The 17,725-nt window shown below is 62.0% G+C and carries 17 protein-coding genes; 13 read left to right on the top strand and 4 right to left on the bottom strand.

Annotated features, from left to right (window positions below):
- Positions 1 to 393: 393 nt before the first annotated feature.
- The 13 genes from aroQ (at position 394) to N6L25_RS07465 (ending at position 14,929) form a co-directional block, all read left to right on the top strand.
- On the top strand, positions 394 to 834 hold the full coding sequence (aroQ, locus tag N6L25_RS07525; protein WP_271979186.1) for a type II 3-dehydroquinate dehydratase: 441 nt from the start codon (positions 394 to 396) through the stop codon (positions 832 to 834).
- A gap of 31 nt (positions 835 to 865) precedes the next feature.
- A complete protein-coding gene (gene accB / locus N6L25_RS07520; protein ID WP_271979185.1) occupies positions 866 to 1,321 on the top strand; it encodes an acetyl-CoA carboxylase biotin carboxyl carrier protein in 456 nt (151 codons plus the stop codon).
- 24 nt (positions 1,322 to 1,345) lie between these two features.
- The gene (gene accC, locus N6L25_RS07515) at positions 1,346 to 2,686 is read left to right on the top strand and encodes an acetyl-CoA carboxylase biotin carboxylase subunit (RefSeq protein ID WP_271979184.1); all 1,341 of its coding nucleotides are present in this window, start codon (positions 1,346 to 1,348) and stop codon (positions 2,684 to 2,686) included.
- Positions 2,687 to 2,741: 55 nt separating this feature from the next.
- Entirely contained in the window at positions 2,742 to 3,638 is an 897-nt protein-coding gene (prmA, locus tag N6L25_RS07510) for a 50S ribosomal protein L11 methyltransferase (RefSeq protein ID WP_271979183.1), read from the top strand.
- Positions 3,639 to 3,701: 63 nt separating this feature from the next.
- Complete coding sequence (locus tag N6L25_RS07505; protein ID WP_271979182.1) at positions 3,702 to 5,021, top strand: DUF3426 domain-containing protein; 1,320 nt, start codon at positions 3,702 to 3,704, stop codon at positions 5,019 to 5,021.
- Between the two features lie 214 nt (positions 5,022 to 5,235).
- Positions 5,236 to 6,234 carry a tRNA dihydrouridine synthase DusB gene (dusB, locus tag N6L25_RS07500; protein ID WP_271979181.1) on the top strand — a complete coding sequence of 333 codons (999 nt, stop codon included), beginning with the start codon at positions 5,236 to 5,238 and terminating at the stop codon, positions 6,232 to 6,234.
- Positions 6,231 to 6,548: a DNA-binding transcriptional regulator Fis gene (gene fis / locus N6L25_RS07495; RefSeq protein ID WP_271979180.1), complete on the top strand. Its 318-nt coding sequence runs from the start codon at positions 6,231 to 6,233 to the stop codon at positions 6,546 to 6,548. Before dusB ends, fis begins: the two co-directional genes overlap by 4 nt.
- Positions 6,549 to 6,651: 103 nt before the next feature.
- Positions 6,652 to 8,232 carry a bifunctional phosphoribosylaminoimidazolecarboxamide formyltransferase/IMP cyclohydrolase gene (gene purH / locus N6L25_RS07490; RefSeq protein WP_271979179.1) on the top strand — a complete coding sequence of 527 codons (1,581 nt, stop codon included), beginning with the start codon at positions 6,652 to 6,654 and terminating at the stop codon, positions 8,230 to 8,232.
- Positions 8,233 to 8,271: 39 nt separating this feature from the next.
- Positions 8,272 to 9,555 carry a phosphoribosylamine--glycine ligase gene (purD, locus tag N6L25_RS07485; RefSeq protein ID WP_271979178.1) on the top strand — a complete coding sequence of 428 codons (1,284 nt, stop codon included), beginning with the start codon at positions 8,272 to 8,274 and terminating at the stop codon, positions 9,553 to 9,555.
- A 90-nt stretch (positions 9,556 to 9,645) separates the two neighbouring features.
- Entirely contained in the window at positions 9,646 to 10,626 is a 981-nt protein-coding gene (locus N6L25_RS07480) for an alpha/beta fold hydrolase (RefSeq protein WP_271979177.1), read from the top strand.
- Positions 10,627 to 10,665: 39 nt separating this feature from the next.
- Positions 10,666 to 12,258, top strand: a complete 1,593-nt coding sequence (locus tag N6L25_RS07475) for a cation:proton antiporter family protein (protein ID WP_271979176.1) — start codon at positions 10,666 to 10,668, stop codon at positions 12,256 to 12,258.
- A 224-nt stretch (positions 12,259 to 12,482) separates the two neighbouring features.
- On the top strand, positions 12,483 to 13,883 hold the full coding sequence (locus N6L25_RS07470; RefSeq protein ID WP_271979175.1) for a sigma-54 dependent transcriptional regulator: 1,401 nt from the start codon (positions 12,483 to 12,485) through the stop codon (positions 13,881 to 13,883).
- Positions 13,880 to 14,929: a transporter gene (locus N6L25_RS07465; protein WP_271979173.1), complete on the top strand. Its 1,050-nt coding sequence runs from the start codon at positions 13,880 to 13,882 to the stop codon at positions 14,927 to 14,929. Before N6L25_RS07470 ends, N6L25_RS07465 begins: the two co-directional genes overlap by 4 nt.
- Positions 14,930 to 14,957: 28 nt before the next feature.
- Here N6L25_RS07465 and N6L25_RS07460 read toward each other — a convergent pair whose 3' ends face one another.
- The 4 genes from N6L25_RS07460 to N6L25_RS07445 are packed head-to-tail and all read right to left on the bottom strand — an operon-like array spanning position 14,958 to position 17,362.
- The gene (locus N6L25_RS07460; protein WP_271979172.1) at positions 14,958 to 15,473 is read right to left on the bottom strand and encodes a hypothetical protein; all 516 of its coding nucleotides are present in this window, start codon (positions 15,471 to 15,473) and stop codon (positions 14,958 to 14,960) included.
- Between the two features lie 5 nt (positions 15,474 to 15,478).
- Complete coding sequence (locus N6L25_RS07455; protein ID WP_271979171.1) at positions 15,479 to 16,177, bottom strand: C39 family peptidase; 699 nt, start codon at positions 16,175 to 16,177, stop codon at positions 15,479 to 15,481.
- A gap of 14 nt (positions 16,178 to 16,191) precedes the next feature.
- Positions 16,192 to 16,548 carry a hypothetical protein gene (locus N6L25_RS07450; RefSeq protein WP_271979170.1) on the bottom strand — a complete coding sequence of 119 codons (357 nt, stop codon included), beginning with the start codon at positions 16,546 to 16,548 and terminating at the stop codon, positions 16,192 to 16,194.
- A 58-nt stretch (positions 16,549 to 16,606) separates the two neighbouring features.
- Positions 16,607 to 17,362 carry a dentin sialophosphoprotein gene (locus tag N6L25_RS07445; protein ID WP_271979169.1) on the bottom strand — a complete coding sequence of 252 codons (756 nt, stop codon included), beginning with the start codon at positions 17,360 to 17,362 and terminating at the stop codon, positions 16,607 to 16,609.
- Between the last annotated feature and the right edge of the window lie 363 nt (positions 17,363 to 17,725).

Genomic DNA, 17,725 nt, shown 5'->3' with positions numbered 1-17,725 from the left:
GCCCGCCACCCCGCTGTAGAGCACTCTGGACCCATCTGACTACCACTTCGGTAGCAGACCGAAAGACGCCTCCCCGCCGCTACGCTGCAACCCGGCTACCCGGGGGCGCCGGGGGATCACCGGGGCGGCCTAGCCCTGGGGTTATGAAACCAACGTCTTATGGACGCGCCCCGCCCCGCTTTCCACAATAGGCACGCTGGCAACAGCACCGGGGAGCTGCCGAGCAGGCCATCCGGCCCGATCGGATAGCCGGTGTCTTGAAATTGTCACGACCAGAAAGTCAAAATGTATTGAATTTAATGGTGTAAATACGCAGTATTGCTGGAAAATGTCGCTAAGTTCGGCAATCCTGTCAGAAAACACCGAATAACAACCGCAAGGCAAATGTGAGCTATGTCCACAATTCTGGTTCTCCATGGCCCCAACCTGAACATGCTCGGCACCCGGGAACCGGAGGTGTACGGCCACGAAACACTGGCCGACATCAACGACCGGCTCCACCAACAGGCCGCCGCACAGGGTCATCACCTGATGCACCTGCAGTCGAACGCCGAATACGAGCTGATCGAACGCCTCCATGAAGCCCGAACCGAAGGTGTGGACTTTGTGATCATCAATCCCGCCGCCTTTACCCACACCAGTGTGGCGCTGCGGGATGCGATCCTGGCTTCGGACATTCCATTTATCGAGGTGCATCTGTCGAACGTGCATGCCCGGGAAAGCTTCCGGCATCATTCCTATTTCTCCGATATCGCCGTGGGCGTTATCTGTGGACTCGGCAGCCAGGGCTACGACCTGGCGCTGCAGGCTGCCATTAGCCGAATTCAACAATAGACCTCCGAACTAGAACGGGACTGGACTGACTATGGATATTCGCAAAATCAAAAAATTGATTGAGCTGCTGGAAGAATCAGACGTTGAAGAGCTGGAAATCCACGAAGGCGACGACTCGGTACGGATTTCCCGTCGCCGCGAACAGGTTGGCACCGCGACGGTTGCCCAGTTTGCCGCGCCCGCTCCGCAACCGGTAGCTCCGGCACCCGTGGCCGCGGCCCCCACCGAGGCACCGGCTCCCGCCGCGCTCAACGGCCATGCGGTCAAGTCGCCAATGGTTGGCACTTTCTATCGCGCACCGTCGCCCACCGCCAAGTCCTTCGTCGAAGTCGGCCAGACCGTCAGCGCCGGCGAAGTGATCTGCATTGTTGAAGCGATGAAGATGATGAACCAGATCGAAGCCGACAAGAGCGGTACGGTGAGGGAGATCCTGGTCGACAACGGCCAGCCGGTCGAGTTTGATCAGCCCTTGATTGTCATTTCCTGATAACGGCGAGGCGACTTCATGGCCATGATTGAAAAAGTTCTGATCGCCAACCGGGGTGAAATAGCCCTGCGGATTCTCCGCGCCTGCAAGGAGCTGGGCATCCGCACCGTGGCGGTTCACTCCCAGGTTGACCGGGACCTGATGCACGTGCGTCTGGCGGACGAATCTGTGTGCATCGGCCCCAACAGCCCGGTGGACAGTTACCTCAACATTCCCGCCATCATCAGTGCCGCCGAGGTGACGGACTCCGTCGGCATCCACCCCGGCTACGGCTTTCTCGCCGAGAACGCGGATTTTGCCGAACAGGTGGAGAAAAGCGGCTTCCGCTTCATCGGCCCCAGTGCCGAGACCATCCGCCTGATGGGCAACAAGGTCTCCGCCATCAACGCGATGACCCGCGCCGGTGTACCCACCGTGCCCGGCTCCGACGGTCCGATCACCGAGGACGACGAGCGCACTCTGCAGATCGCCCGGGACATCGGCTACCCGGTGATCATCAAGGCCGCCTCCGGTGGCGGCGGGCGCGGAATGCAGGTGGTCCACGCCGAGGCAGCCCTGCTCAAGAGCATCCAGATCACCCAGTCTGAAGCCCGCAACGCTTTCGGCGACCCGACGGTTTACCTGGAGAAATACCTGGAGCAGCCCCGCCATGTCGAGGTGCAGGTGCTGGCGGATACCCATGGCAATGTGATTCACCTGGGTGACCGGGACTGCTCCATGCAGCGCCGCCATCAAAAGGTACTCGAGGAAGCTCCGGCCCCCAATATTGACCCAGCCGCGCGCGAGCAAACCCTCGCCGCCTGTGTTGAGGCCTGCAAGGAAATCGGCTACGTTGGCGCCGGCACCTTCGAGTTCCTGTACCAGGACGGCCGCTTCTACTTCATCGAAATGAACACCCGGGTCCAGGTCGAGCACCCGGTTTCCGAGATGGTCACCGGGGTCGATATCGTGCGTGAACAACTGCGCATCGCCAGCGGCCTGCCCTTGCAGTACAGCCAAGCCGACATCAAGATCACCGGCCATGCGCTGGAGTGCCGCATCAATGCCGAAGACCCGGTCACCTTTATTCCCAGCCCAGGCAAGGTCAAGCACTTCCATGCCCCCGGCGGCAATGGCGTCAGGGTCGACTCGCACCTGTACAGCGGCTATACGGTGCCGCCGTACTACGACTCGCTGGTCAGCAAGGTCATCACCTGGGGCGACGATCGCGACATCGCCCGGCGGCGGATGAAAAATGCGCTGGACGAACTGGTGGTTGAAGGCATCAAGACCAATCAGCCACTGCATCGAAAACTGGTACGCGATGCCGGCTTTAAAAAGGTAGACTTCACCATTCACTACCTGGAGAAGCTGATTCGGGACTGAGGCGCCGCGAAGCCATCTCCTCCAGGGCCAAGCCAGAACCATAAGGGACACGAGCATGCCCTGGATACAACTCGAGATTCCGGCTGATCCGCACAGTGCCGATCAGCTGGAGGACCTGCTGATGGAGCTGGGGGCGGATGCCGTCTCCATGGAAGACGCCGCCGACCAGCCGCTGTACGAGCCGGACCCGGGCACCACCCCTCTGTGGCAGCAAACCCGGGTAACCGGCCTGTTCAGCGCCGACACCAACATCGACCAGTTGTGCGCCAGCCTGCGCCAGGCCTGGCACCAGCAAACCCAGCTAACCCTGGCCGATATCGACGTGACCCTGGTGGAGGACAAGGACTGGGAACGCGCCTGGATGGATGACTTCAAACCGATGAAGTTTGGCGAACGGCTGTGGATCGTGCCCAGCTGGCATGGTGCGCCCGATCCCCAGGCCGCCAACCTGCTGCTGGACCCTGGCCTGGCGTTCGGAACCGGCACCCATCCGACCACCGCGCTGTGCCTGCAATGGCTCGACGGCATGACGCTCACCGACCAACAGGTGATCGACTACGGCTGCGGCTCCGGCATTCTCGGCCTGGCCGCGTTGCTGCTGGGCGCCCGCCATGTGATCGGCGTCGACACCGATGCCCAGGCGCTGGAGGCCAGTCGCGACAACGCCCGCCGCAACCGGATTGAGGACAGCCGACTGGATCTGTACCTACCGGTGGATGAGCCCGCCACTCAGGCTGACGTGCTGCTGGCCAATATCCTGGCGCAGCCGCTCATTTCCCTGGCCGGCCACCTTGCCGGTCGCGTCAAGCCCGGCGGTCATCTGGTACTGTCCGGCATCCTGTCCAACCAGGCGCGCGATGTCATGACCGCCTACGAGCCCTGGTTCACCATGGACGAACCGGTCCAGCAGGAAGACTGGATCCGGCTCACAGGACGACGCAACAGCAGGTGACGCAGCCCCGGTGAACGTCTAAACTGCCCCAAGTCAAGGCAAAGCCCCTCACAGGACCGAAGGATGCCCCACAGTAGTTTGCTGACCCGCTGCCCCAACTGCCAGACCCAGTTTCGCGTGACCGAAGAGCAGCTAGGCATCGCCAACGGCAAGGTCAGGTGCGGCAACTGCATGGAAATCTTCAATGCGGTGCAGCACCAGACAATCACGACCAGCAGCCGTGCCGCCCCCGCGCAGCCGGAGACGGCCGAACCGGAAGCGTCTGAACCGGCGCCCGCCAGCGGCTTTACCGCTGACGACTTCGTGTTCGAGGATAACCCGGAGGAAGATGCTACCGAGCGGGGTTACACCGGCAGCCATCTGGCGTTCAGCAATGACGAACTGAGTGACAGCTTCCGAGAGGCACAGGAGGGCTCATTCACCGGGTTTGAAGCAGACCACCACGAAGAATCCCTGTCCGAGGTGGACGAAAGCTGGGCGGAAGCCATTCTGGAGGACACCCCAACCGCCCCCGAGCCGGTCGCTGAGACGCCGCAACCCGCCAAGCCGGATACGGCCAGAACGCCCCGGCCAGCGACCAAAAAAGCCGCGACGCCGGAGCGACGCGAACCGACGCTCGACGAGCCACGCCTGGAGCTTGAGCCCCAACCTTTGGCTGCAGCGTCGAAGCCTAGTTCCGCACCTATGTCGTCCGCACCTACGTCGTCCGCACCTACGTCGTCCGCACCGGCTTCCGAGCCGAGTCCCGAGCCTGCGCCGGCGGCACCATCGGAACTCACGATGGCGAAAGAACCCAACGCGCAGGATCAGTCAACGAAATCGGAGCCGCCAATGCCAGCCAAGCCCTATCAGGAGCTGGCTCGAGAGCCCATCGCTGTCGCTCCCCGACCTCGCGGCGGCTGGCTACGCACGACGCTCTGGAGTTTGCTGGTGCTGGGACTGCTCGCCGCCCTGGGCGCCCAAGTCGGCTACTACCAGTTCGACCGGTTGTCGGCGATTCCGGAGTTGCGCCCTTACTACGAAACCGCCTGCCAGTACGCCGGCTGCGAACTGAAACCCCTGGTCGATGTGAACCAGATCCAAAGCCGCAAACTGGTGGTGCGCACCGCCCCGGACAACCGCGCGGCGCTGATTGTCGATGCCGAAATCATCAATCGCGCCCCGTTTGACCAGCCCTTCCCGGCCATCGCCCTGACCTTTTCCAACCTGAACGGCGATGTGGTGGCCCAGCGCGTGTTTCCACCGGAGACCTATCTGGCCGGCCAGGCCCAGGAACTGAGCACTATGCCCAAGGGCGTCCCGGTACGCATCGCCATCCAGATTCGCGACCCCGGCCGGGACGCGGTGAACTACAACATCGTCTTCCGGCCTTACACCCCGTAAGCGAGCGCTGACTTTATCGGATTGGCCGCCGGACACCAGATAGACCAAAAGTCAACCAAAAAGAGCGAAAAATAATCAACTTTTTCGCCCTTTTCCCTCTTCAATAGCGGAAATCTCGGCGGTATCATTGTCGCCCCTCGGAAATCGGGCCCCGGATCAACCAGCCGCTGCCCGCCGAACCATCTCTTGAACCCTTGTGAAACGGACTCAGATCATGCTGCCCAAGGCAATTATCGGGCCGTACACATTGCCCAATCCGCTGGTGGTTGCGCCCATGGCCGGCGTGACCGATCGCCCGTTCCGACTGCTGTGCCGGCGTCTCGGCGCGGGCCTGGCGGTGTCCGAGATGGTGATTGCCGACAGCAGGCTTTGGCACACGCGCAAGTCCCGGTTACGCCTCGACCACGACGGCGAACCGGAACCCCGCTCCGTGCAGATCGCCGGGGGCGATCCGGACATGCTGGCCAATGCCGCACGCCTGAATGCCGAGCACGGCGCCCAAATCATCGACATCAACATGGGCTGCCCGGCCAAGAAGGTATGCAACAAGGCCGCCGGCTCCGCGTTGATGAAGGACGAGCCGCTGGTGCGTGACATTTTGCACGCGGTGGTGGCGGCGGTGGACATTCCGGTGACGCTCAAGATGCGAACCGGTTGGGACCGGGACCACCGCAATGCGCCGCTGATCGCCCGCATGGCCGAAGATGCGGGCATCCAGGCGCTGGCCATTCATGGTCGTACCCGTGCCGATGCCTACAAAGGGAGCGCCGAGTACGACACCATCGCCGAGGTCAAATCCCGGGTCGGCATCCCGGTGTTTGCCAACGGCGACATCACGTCCCCCGAGGAGGCCCGGCGGGTGCTTCAGCACACCGGGGCCGACGGTTTGTTGATCGGACGGGCCGCCCAGGGCCGGCCATGGATTTTCCGGGAAATCCTGCACTACCTGGAAACCGGAGACCATCTGCCGCAGCCGGAACTGGATGAGGTGGAGCAGATCCTGACCGATCACCTGGCCGCATTGCACGATTTCTATGGCGACGTGATGGGCTCGCGCATTGCGCGCAAGCATGTGGGCTGGTACTTGCAGTCCCATGATGAGAGCAGAACCTTCAGAAAACGCTTCAACGCCATCGACGATCCGTTGGAGCAGAAAGACAGTATTCAACAGTATTTTGCAGGCTTACGAAATGGAGAGGTATTCGCAGCATGACCGCTGAGACATTGGCAAACGACAACCGGATTCCTGGTGCAGGCGACGAGGCAAACCAGTTGCAGACCATCACCACCAGCGGCACTTCCGTCACCCTGCGTGACAGCGTGGAAGTGGCCCTGAAAAACTATTTCGCCCAGCTCGATGGCGCCCCGGTTACCGACGTCTACCAACTGGTACTGTCCGAGGTCGAGGCGCCACTGCTGGAGCAGGTGATGAAGTACACCCGCAACAACCAGACCAAGGCCTCCACCATGCTCGGGCTGAATCGCGGAACCCTGCGTAAGAAACTCAAGCAGTACGGTCTGCTATAATCCAGACACTGGGAGGCCTACTGAGACTCCCCACCCTTACGAGGGCCTCCCGGACACCATTCGCGAGGCCTTCCTTCGTTCATATCCGATGAAAATGTGAATCATGGCTAATCAGGTAAATACCCCCGTCCGTCGTGCGCTGATCAGCGTTTCTGATAAAACCGGCATCGTCGAATTCGCCAAGTCCCTGACCGATCTGGGTGTCGAGCTGCTCTCCACCGGCGGCACCTTCCGGCTGCTGCAAGAACACGAGATTGCCGTCACCGAAGTCAGCGACTACACCGGTTTTCCGGAAATGATGGACGGCCGTGTAAAGACCCTACACCCGAAGATTCACGGTGGCATCCTGGGCCGTCGCGGCACTGACGACAGCGTGATGGCGCAGCACCAGATCAACCCGATCGACATGGTGGTGGTCAACCTGTACCCCTTCGAAGCCACCATTGCCAGGCCGGACTGCGACCTGGCCACCGCCATTGAAAACATCGACATCGGCGGTCCCACCATGGTGCGCGCCGCCGCCAAGAACCACAACGATGTCGCCATTGTGGTCAACGCCAGCGACTACGACCGGGTACTGGCGGAACTCTCCGACAACAACGGCACGCTGAGTCACCCCACCCGTTTCGACCTGGCGGTGAAAGCGTTCGAGCACACCGCCGGTTACGACGGCGCCATCGCCAACTACCTGGGTGGTCGCACCGCGGACAACGATAACGCGGATTTCCCCCGCACCTTCAACAGCCAGTTCGTCAAGGTGCAGGATATGCGTTATGGCGAGAACCCGCACCAACGGGCAGCCTTCTACGCCGAGCGCCACCCGCAGGAGGCCTGCGTCGCCACCGCCAAGCAGCTGCAGGGCAAGGAACTGTCCTACAACAACGTGGCCGACACCGACGCCGCGCTGGAGTGTGTCAAGCCGTTCGCCGATCCGGCCTGTGTCATCGTCAAGCACGCCAATCCCTGCGGCGTTGCCATTGGCGCCGACATCAAGCAGGCCTATGACCTGGCCTTCGCCACCGATCCCACCTCGGCGTTTGGCGGCATCATCGCGTTCAATCGCGAACTCGATGCCGACACCGCCAAGGCCATCATCGACCGCCAGTTCGTGGAAGTGATCATCGCGCCCTCCGTTACCGCCGAGGCGGCGGAGCTGGTGGCCGCGAAGAAGAATGTTCGCCTGCTGGCCTGCGGTGAGTTCGACACCGAACGCGCCCACGCCATGGACTACAAGCGGGTCACCGGTGGCCTGCTGGTGCAGGACCGTGATCTGGGCATGGTGGCGATGGATGACGTCAAGGTGGTGACCGAACGTCACCCCAGCGCCGACGAACTCAACGACTTGCTGTTCGCCTGGGAAGTGGCCAAGTACGTTAAGTCCAACGCCATCGTTTACGCCAAAACCGGGCGCACCATCGGCATCGGTGCCGGCCAGATGAGCCGGGTCTACAGCGCCAAGATCGCCGGCATCAAGGCCGCCGACGAAGGCCTCGAGGTGAAAGGCTCGGTGATGGCCTCCGACGCCTTCTTCCCGTTCCGCGACGGCATCGACGCCGCCGCCGAAGCCGGCATCACCGCGGTGATCCAGCCCGGCGGTTCCATGCGCGATCAGGAGGTGATCGACGCGGCCAACGAACACGGCATTGCCATGGTCTTCACCGGCATGCGCCATTTCCGCCACTGATTGTTTAGTGACGAGATTTTAGAGATAAGGATTCCGATCATGAACATTCTGGTAATTGGTAGTGGCGGACGTGAACACGCCCTGGCCTGGAAAGCGGCACAGTCGCCCGATGCCGACAAAGTCTTCGTGGCACCCGGCAATGCCGGCACCGCGAAGGAGCCCACGCTGGACAACGTCAACATTGACGTCATGGATCTCGACGGCCTGGCGGATTTTGCCGAGCAGAACCAGGTGGGCCTGACCATTGTCGGTCCGGAAGCACCGCTGGTGGCGGGCGTGGTGGACCTGTTCCAGAGCCGCGGCCTCAAGGTCTTTGGTCCGTCCGAAGGCGCCGCCCAGCTGGAAGGCTCCAAGGCCTTCACCAAGGACTTCCTGGCCCGGCACAACATCCCCACCGCCGCCTACGCCAACTTCACCGACGTCGACCAGGCCCTGGCCTATGTCCGTGAACAGGGCGCGCCCATCGTGGTCAAGGCCGACGGCCTGGCCGCGGGCAAGGGCGTGATCGTCGCCATGACCCTGACCGAGGCCGAAGACGCCATCCGTGACATGCTGGCGGGCAATGCCTTCGGCGAAGCCGGCAGCCGGGTGGTGATCGAGGAATTCCTCGAAGGCGAGGAGGCCAGTTTTATTGTCATGGTGGACGGCGAGCATGTGCTACCGATGGCCACTTCCCAGGACCACAAACGCGTGGGCGATGGCGACACCGGCCCCAACACCGGCGGTATGGGTGCTTATTCGCCGGCACCGGTGGTTACCGATGCCGTGCATCAGCGCATCATGGAGGAGGTGATCTACCCGACCGTGCGGGGCATGGCCGCCGAAGGCCATCCTTACACCGGCTTTCTCTACGCCGGCCTGATGATCGACGGCAACGGCGCTCCCAAGGTGATCGAGTTCAACTGCCGCTTCGGCGACCCGGAAACCCAGCCCATCATGCTGCGGATGAAATCCGATCTGGTGGCCCTGTGTGCGGCCGCCATCGACGGCAAGCTCGATGACTGCGAATCCGAATGGGACTCCCGGGCGTCCGTAGGCGTGGTGCTCGCCGCCGGCGGCTACCCCGGCAGCTACAACAAGGGCGACGCCATAACCGGCTTGCCAACCGCGGACACCGACGGCGAGAAGGTGTTCCACGCGGGTACCACCCTGGATGGTGATCAGGTGGTCACCAGCGGCGGCCGGGTGCTGTGCGCCACCGCCCTGGGGGACTCGGTGACGGAAGCCCAGCAGCGAGCCTACCAGCTCGCACAGACCATCCACTGGGACGGCGCCTTTTATCGCACGGACATCGCCTACCGGGCGATTGCCCGGGAGAGTTGATTCCCGCCCCCGCAAACCCTGCCCGGCTGTTGACCGGGCATTTTTTTGCGCTACTGTAAGAGCTTACGTATCAAGGATTTGTTCTTCGCCATGGACAAGAGCTCCGTACCCGCTCGCACCCGCTTGCTGGCCGGCCTTTGGCTGGCCGGCCTTAGCCTGGTTCTGGCCGGCTGTAGCCGGCAGGACCTGTATGACGCCGCCATCGCCTGGGAACGGGACGCCGCCGGCCTCCAGCAGCAGACGTTGCAGGCCGGCGACCTGAACATCGCCTACCTCACCAACCAGCAGCCCAACGCCGGCGCCAATCTGGTCATGTTGCACGGTTTCGCGGGCAACAAGGACAACTGGGTTCGCATGGCCGGCGCGCTCTCAGCGGAGTTCAACGTATTTGCCATCGACCTGCCCGGCCACGGCGACAGCAGCAAGGAGCTGACACGGAGCTATCGGCTGACCGACCAGGTCCGCTATGTCGAGGCTGTGCTGGCGCAGCTTGGTCTGACGCGGGTGCACATGATGGGCAACTCCATGGGCGGGGCCGTCACCGTGCTCTATGCGGCGCAGCATCCGGAGCGGCTGCAATCCGCCGTCCTGTTCAATCCCGCCGGCGTGTTCGAGTACGAAAGCGAGTTCACGACCAAGCTGCGCGAGGGCGACAACCCGCTGATTGTCCGGCAACCGGGGGACTTCAAACCGCTGGTGGATTTCGTGATGGAGAAAAAGCCGTTCGTGCCCTGGCCGATCTACCAGGTACTGGAAGAAAAGGCGCTGGCCAATCGGCCCGTGTACGAACACATCTTCGCGACCTTGCGGGAATCCAGCGATGACCAGGGCTTCCGGCAGGCACTGAGCCGTATCGCTGACCCGGTGCTGATTATCTGGGGCACCGAGGACAGGGTGATCGACTACCGCAACGCCGAATTGTTTGAGGCCCGCATCCCGCAAGCGGACACGGTGTTGCTGGAACAGATCGGCCATGTGCCGATGATCGAAGTCCCCGAACGTTCGGCCGAGCTCATTCGGCAGTTTGTCGGCCGCCATAGCGCCGCGACAGACGCTGCCGCGGCCAACTGATCGGAACGGAGCACTACCACTCGTTAGGGCGCTGAGCGAATGTCAGAGGCACTGTGGATTTCTTTCGCCTTCGTGCTGGGGCTGCTGGTCAAGTCCATCGGCCTGCCCCCGCTGGTCGGCTATCTCGCCGCCGGCTTTGCCCTGAGCGCACTGGCCACGATAACGTCGGTGGCGGTGGCGCACTCTGCCGTGCTCGATCACCTGGCCCACCTTGGCGTGCTGCTGCTGCTGTTCACCGTGGGCCTCAAGCTCAAACTGCGCTCCATCCTCAGCCCCGAGGTGATCGGCGGAGGGCTGCTGCATTTCAGCATCACCTGCGTGGTGTTTACCCCTGCCATCTGGCTGCTGCTGGGGGGCGAATGGCTCACCGCACTGCTGCTGGCCATTGCGCTGTCGTTCTCCAGCACCGTGCTGGCGGCCAAGGTACTGGAAAGCAAACGTGAGCTGAGGGCCTTTCACGGCCGTGTCGCCATCGGCATCCTGATCATGCAGGATTTGATCGCTCTGGGCGTAATGAGCATCGCGTCCGGCGAATCGCCATCGCCCTGGTCGCTGCTGCTGTTCGCGCTACCGTTACTGCGGCCGGTGCTGTTCCGGTTGCTGGACGCCAGCGGTCACGATGAGCTGCTGGTCTTGCTCGGCCTGCTGCTGGCACTGGTACTGGGCGGCCTCGGCTTTGAGTGGCTCGGCCTCAGTTCGGAACTGGGCGCACTGTTATTCGGCGCCATGCTGGCCAACCATCCGCGCGCCATCGAGCTGTCCAAGTCCCTTTGGAGCGTGAAGGAGGTGTTTCTGGTGGCGTTCTTTCTGCAGATCGGCATCAATGGGCTGCCGAATCAGCAGGCCTTGATCTTCGCACTGGTGGCCGCGCTGGTGCTGCCGCTCAAGGGCGTGCTGTTTTACTTCCTGCTGCTGTCGTTCCGGTTAAGAGCCCGCAGCAGCTTCCTGACCACACTGGCGCTGGCCAACTACAGCGAGTTCGGATTGATCGTCGCCAGCGTGGCCCTGCCCCAGTGGCTGGTCCCTCTGGCCATTGCGGTGTCGCTGTCGTTCGTCATTTCCGCACCGATTAACCGCATCGCACATAGACTCTACGAGCGCCACGCCACCACGCTAACCCGATTCGAGGGCCATCGGCGCCACCCGGACGAGCAGCCAATCTCATTAGGAGACACCCGGATTCTGGTGATGGGCATGGGGCGAACCGGGTCGGCAGCCTACGATCGCCTGTTCGAGACCGAGCCCCGGATCATGGGCCTGGACTCGGACCCGGCCAAGGCGCGCATGCATCTCAAGGCGGGCCGTAACGTGGTATTCGGCGATGGTGAGGACACCACCTTCTGGCAGGAACTGCACATGCCCAAACTGCAGGCGGTCATTCTCGCCATGAGCGACATCGAGGGCAAGGTCATTGCCGCCCGCATGCTGCGCCACAAAGGCTTCACCGGATACATCATCGCCCACACGATGTTTGCCGATGAGGCGGACAAGATCAAGGAAGCCGGCGCCAACGAGGCCTACCTCACCATGAATGAAACAGGTGTTGCGCTGGCGAGCCACATCGACGACTACCTCAGCGGCACCCCGCCGTTCGAGTCCATGGCCGGCTCAGCCGGCCGCAGCCCCAGCTAAAAACGTCGAAGAACTTTACAGTGTCGGCCAAAACACCTTTGGCCTGCCCCGCAACTGTATCATTTCCCGATAAGTTTTCTCGTGGCATGTAACCTGCTTGGCGATAGCCGTTTGATGTTGCAGCGTTTGGAACCTTCTGGGCCCTCACTTACTGACCGGCCCTCATCGACTCTCAGCTGAAAAGCAGTCCAGCCTGACGTCAACCATCAACCGGGGATCACACCATGGAAGCCAAGCGAACGCTACTGTGGCTATCACCGAAACCGAACCAGGCGGTGCCTGTCGAAACCCTCAATACTCTGTGGGAGGTACACCGGCTCAACCTGAACCAGTCGCCCCGCCCCGACGCCCAGCTCGGCTGTGGCGCACGGGTGGGCATCATCGACCTGGAACACTACACACCCGACGGTTTCCCGCAGCTGGAAGACTGGCTGGATTCCCTGAGTCCCACCGCCTGGGTTGGGCTCACCGCGACCTCACCCCGCGACGACGGCAGGCTGGGCAGCCTGATTGGCACTCACTGCGCCGATTACCACACCCTGCCCATGGACCCCACCCGGCTGAACATGGTCCTGGGGCATCTGTGGGGCATGGCCGATCTGCAGGCCCGATTGGCACAAAGCCAGGAACTCCAGCTTCAACACTATGCCCTGACCGGTCATTCGGAGCGCATTCGGCGCATTCGCTCCCTGCTACAGCGCTTTGCCGAAACCATGGAACCGGTGCTGATCCATGGCGCCAGTGGCACGGGCAAGGAAGTGGCCGCTCGCTTCGTTCATGAGCACTCCCCGGTGAACCGGGGGCCCTTCATTGCCATCAACTGTGCCGCTCTGCCGCCAACCCTCACCCAAAGCGAACTGTTTGGCTATGAGAAGGGCGCCTTCACCAGCGCCGCCAGCAGCAAGACCGGGCGCCTGGAAGCCGCCCATGGCGGCAGCCTGTTGCTGCTGGGTATCGACGAGTTGCAGCCGGATCAGCAGTCGGCCCTGCTGCGTTTTCTGCAGGAGGGTCTGGTGGAACGCATCGGAGGTGACGGGCCACGCACGGTGGAGGCCAGGGTGATCGCCACCAGCACCAGCCCCCTGCAGCTGCTGGTGGATACCCAGCACTTCCGCAGCGATGTCTACTACCGGCTGGGTGGGCTAGAGGTTGAGCTGCCGCCGCTGACCGAGCGGCTGGAGGACATCCCTCACCTGGTGGACATTTACTTCGCCTCCTTGCAGGCGCCTCGCCGCGGCGCTCAGCATTGGCGGCTCAGCGAGGCCGCCATGCGCGCGTTGCTGCGGCACGACTGGCCCGGCAACCTTCGGGAACTGAACAACCGGCTACGCCAGGCAGTGCTACTCGCTGAACAGCCGGTGCTGACGCCGGCGGACCTGGGTTTCAGCGGTGAGCCCAGCCATGCGCAGGGCGGCTTCAGCCTCGACGACTTCCGGGCCCGGGCCGAACAGCAGGCGGTTTCCTGCAGCCTGGCGCTGACCCATAACAACGTGTCGGCCGCCGCGCGGCTGTTGAACATCTCCCGGGTCTCCATGTATCGCCTGATGGCGAAATACCACACCCCACGGGGCAGCGTCGAGGCGCTGTCGCATTTGAGCAAGCCGCCCGGCGGCAGCCTGTCATGACAGCGCGGGTAGGCTGGACGGTGTTTCTCGCCGGCTGGCTCCTGGCCAGCCACACCGTCGCCAAACCGGAGTATGACGACTTCGGTGCGGCCGAGGGCGCACCGGACAAAGCCGTGGAGATCGCCTCCATCACCACGGACCGGGGCATCGTGACCCGGCCCGGACGACTGACCTTCGAACCATCGCTGTCCCACGCCTACAGCAACTCCACCTCCGTCGCCATTGAAGGCTACACGGTGATCCCGGCGCTGGTGGTGGGGCTGATCAACATTTCTGAAATCCAGCGGGACATTTTCGTCGGCGCGCTGACCTTCAAGTACGGTTTCAGCAGCCGGCTTGAGGTCGGTGTACGGGTGCCCTACCTGATCATTGAAGAGGATCTGCGGGAACGTCAGGCCTTTCAGGGCACCCCCGTGGATAACCTGCGGGAATCCAACGGCGAGGGCCTGGGCGATGTGGAGCTGTCCACCCGGTTCCAGATGACCGACGGCAGCGATGGCTGGCCCTACCTGCTGGGCACCTTCCGCGTCAAGGCGCCCACCGGCGAAAGCCCCTACGACGTCGACCAGCGTCAACTGCTCGACAACGACGGCAACCCCATCGGCATCGTCCTCAGCGAACGCCCCACCGGAAACGGCTTCTGGTCGTTCGAGCCCGGCATTTCGTTCATCTATCCCTCGGACCCGGCGGTGCTGTTCGGCAACTTCAGCTACGTGCGGACCATGCCCGACGACAAGGGCGTGGAGAACGGCGGAACGATTAAGCCCGGTGACGTGGTGCGTTTCGGCTTTGGCATGGGGTTCGCGTTCAATGAACGCACTTCGTTCAGCCTGGGCTATGACCATTCGGTGATTCCGAAAACCAGTGTCGAATTCGCCACCAGCCTGACCGACTCCCAGTTCGACCGAATCCAGGTGGGTTCGCTGTCCTTCGGGCTGTCCCAACGACTGACCACCGCCGCCAGCCTGGGCCTGACGGTCAGCATCGGGGTCACTGAGCAGGCCCCCAACAGCGAGATTGCGCTGAAACTGCCACTGTCCTTCTGACCCGCACGGCCCTTCTGACAACCGGACATCAACGGGGATGCAGGCTCTGTAGGTAATGGGTGTCGAGTTCCCCCGGCAACCGGACATTGGCATCCAGGTTGTTCAGCTCGATGTTGTACTGGCGCAAGGTTTGGATCAGGGTGTCGTTCATGGAGTTCTGGATTTTGGTCAGCACACCCGAGTCATTCACCAACCGGGTGTCGATCACCATACCCTCCGCCAAATCCGGCACCGCCAGCGTGGTTTCGAGCTGGCTCGCGATCGCCTTCTTGCTGAGATCCTGATTCAGATTCGGGATATGCAGGCGACTGACCACGACGGTTTCACCATTAATCGCCACCAACTGCTCCAGACCGATGGCGATTTCCAGGTTGCCCACCACAAAGCCGCCGCGCTGGCTGGCCAGCACCTCATCGGCCAGCGGCGCGGCCGGCAGGTTCAGTTCCGCTGCCAACGGCATGGACACCAGCAGCAACAGCAGCGCCAGGGGCGTAGCTCGCCGAGGTTGATCGGTGCTGTGCACGGGTTTGTTGTCGGCCTTCATCACACTCACCACTCAACGGAATGGGGCCACTGCACCAGGTCATGGCCCATAGGTAGTTCATTGCCATCAATGCCGCGCTGCAAGGGCGCGCCCGCGATCTCGGGCCAGTGCTCCCGCTCCCGGAACGACGCCCGGCCCAGCTCAACATGACTGCGAATGACGAAGGCGACCCCATCCCACTGACTCAGGAACTTCTGGTGATCGTAGATCATCAATCCTCGGGTCGGGTCGCCGATCAGCACTTCCTGCTCGCTGAGACCCTTGATGACCACGAAATGACGGAAGCCGTCGATGGTCATCAGCACGATCAGCGGCAGCGCGATGCGCTGGCGAATTCCGGCCAGATCCAGCCGAAAGCCGTCGGCCCGATAGCCCTTGGTTTCCAGATAGCGTTTCATGTCCAGCATCGAAAAGCCCTCGCGCCGGACCTTATCCACATCGGCCGCGGCCATCATGGCGGTGAATACTTGCTGTTCGCTGACCGGATCGTCGTAATGGTAGGACAGCAGTGACGCCACCGCCGCCGAACCGCAACTGTAGTCGTACTCCTGGCGCAGCACCGAGCCGAACTGACGCTCGCGAAAGCTCTTCACCTCCAGCTGGAGATCCCCCGCTATGCCCGGCACCGAGACCGAGCCGGCAAAAGCGGTGGACCAGAGCAGAGCCGTTGCGAGGCAAGTTATCCTGCAAAGGTTACTGTCCATGGCCCACCTCCCCTTCAGTTGTTGAACAGGATGTTGATCTGGGTGCTGTCCTGGATCACCACGTGATTGCCGCTGTTCTGGATCACCGTGGCGGTGCCGCTCATGTTCTGGAAGGCGTTGTCGGAAATCAGGTTATTTCCGGTTACCACATTGCCGTTCAAAACATTTCCGGCCAAGACCGCATTTTGCTCGGTGTTGTTGACCTGAATCTGCACCGGTACACCCTGGCGCCCACTGGAGCCCGCCAGCTCATCGGCCGCCAACGGCGTGACCTCGAGCCACACGCCGTCTTCGGCCTGAACCGTCAGGGCCATTATCCACACCATGAGTCCCGCCACTGGCAATGACGCTCGTTTGATGACGTTTTCCATGGCAGTTCCTCCCGGGCGCCTGAACCGCGCCACTTAACCGCGGCCCAAGCGCTCCCACTCACTGCGCATTTGTGGTCAGGTTCGACATCACACTCACGTTGGCCTGAGTCAGGTTGGCGGTGCCGGCGGACTGGGCAATTGCCCCCACGCCGGTGAAGTTGGCTGAACCACCGGAAATTTCGTTGTGGTTGGTCAGCATTGCCTTGCCGGCCACACTACCGTCCAGGGTGTAGGCAGTGGCCACGCCATTGACTACGCCATTCAACTCCGCTTCGTTCAGGAACACATTCAGATCCACATCGGTGGTGCTGTTATCGGAATTGTCCGAATTGTCGTTGCCACTGTCTGCGATCTTGAACGAATCGTTGATGCTGTTGTCGGAGTTGTCGTTGCCGCTGTCCTTGATCTTGAAGGAGTCGGTCACGTTGGTGCTGTTGTCGGAATTATCGTTACCGCTGTCCTTGATCTTGAACGAATCGGTCACGTCCGTACTGTTGTCGGAGTTGTCATTGGCGCTGTCGGCCACATGAGTGCTGTTGTCCGAATTATCGTTGCCACTGTCCTTGATCTTGAACGAGTCGGTCACATCGGTGCTGTTGTCGGAGTTGTCGTTGGCGCTGTCGGCCACATGGGTGCTGTTGTCCGAATGATCATTGCCGCTATCGGCGATCTTGAACGAGTCATTAACCGCAGCAGCGCCATCATCGGCGTTGGTGTTGGGGCTGCCATCCCCGCCCTGGTCCGCCAGGACGGCTCCGGAAAGGCCAAAGCTCAAGGCAATGGCGATTGCTAGCAAGTTTTTTTGAGTTGTCATGATCTTCGTTTCCTTTGGCGTTGTTGGTGGTCTCCGTCCTCCTGAGCTGCCATCGGGCGAATGCCATGCGGGGGCAGGTCAGGTCCTCCCCTCACTCAAAAGCGATTTCCGTGCCAGTTCCAAAAACCAGATCTAACCTATTGATTCAGAAGATTCGTATTTCACGACTCAAAGCCAGCCAGGCGTTCCTGGTCGCGGATCTGTTTCAGCACCGGAACAAAATTCCGCTTAAGGCGTACTCACATTGTGGTAAAAGCTTACTATTCAAGCCCCTAACACGGCCAAACCCGTCGCTTGAGCTGACACCGACGCGACAGCCGAAGCGCACTGATGTAGCCTGTCGTCACTGCCACCGACCAGGAA

The sequence above is a fragment of the Marinobacter sp. SS21 genome, assembly GCF_028369065.1.
Taxonomy (GTDB): domain Bacteria; phylum Pseudomonadota; class Gammaproteobacteria; order Pseudomonadales; family Oleiphilaceae; genus Marinobacter.
The sequence above is the reverse complement of the archived record's forward strand: the minus strand, read 5'-3'. Positions and strand labels throughout refer to the sequence as shown.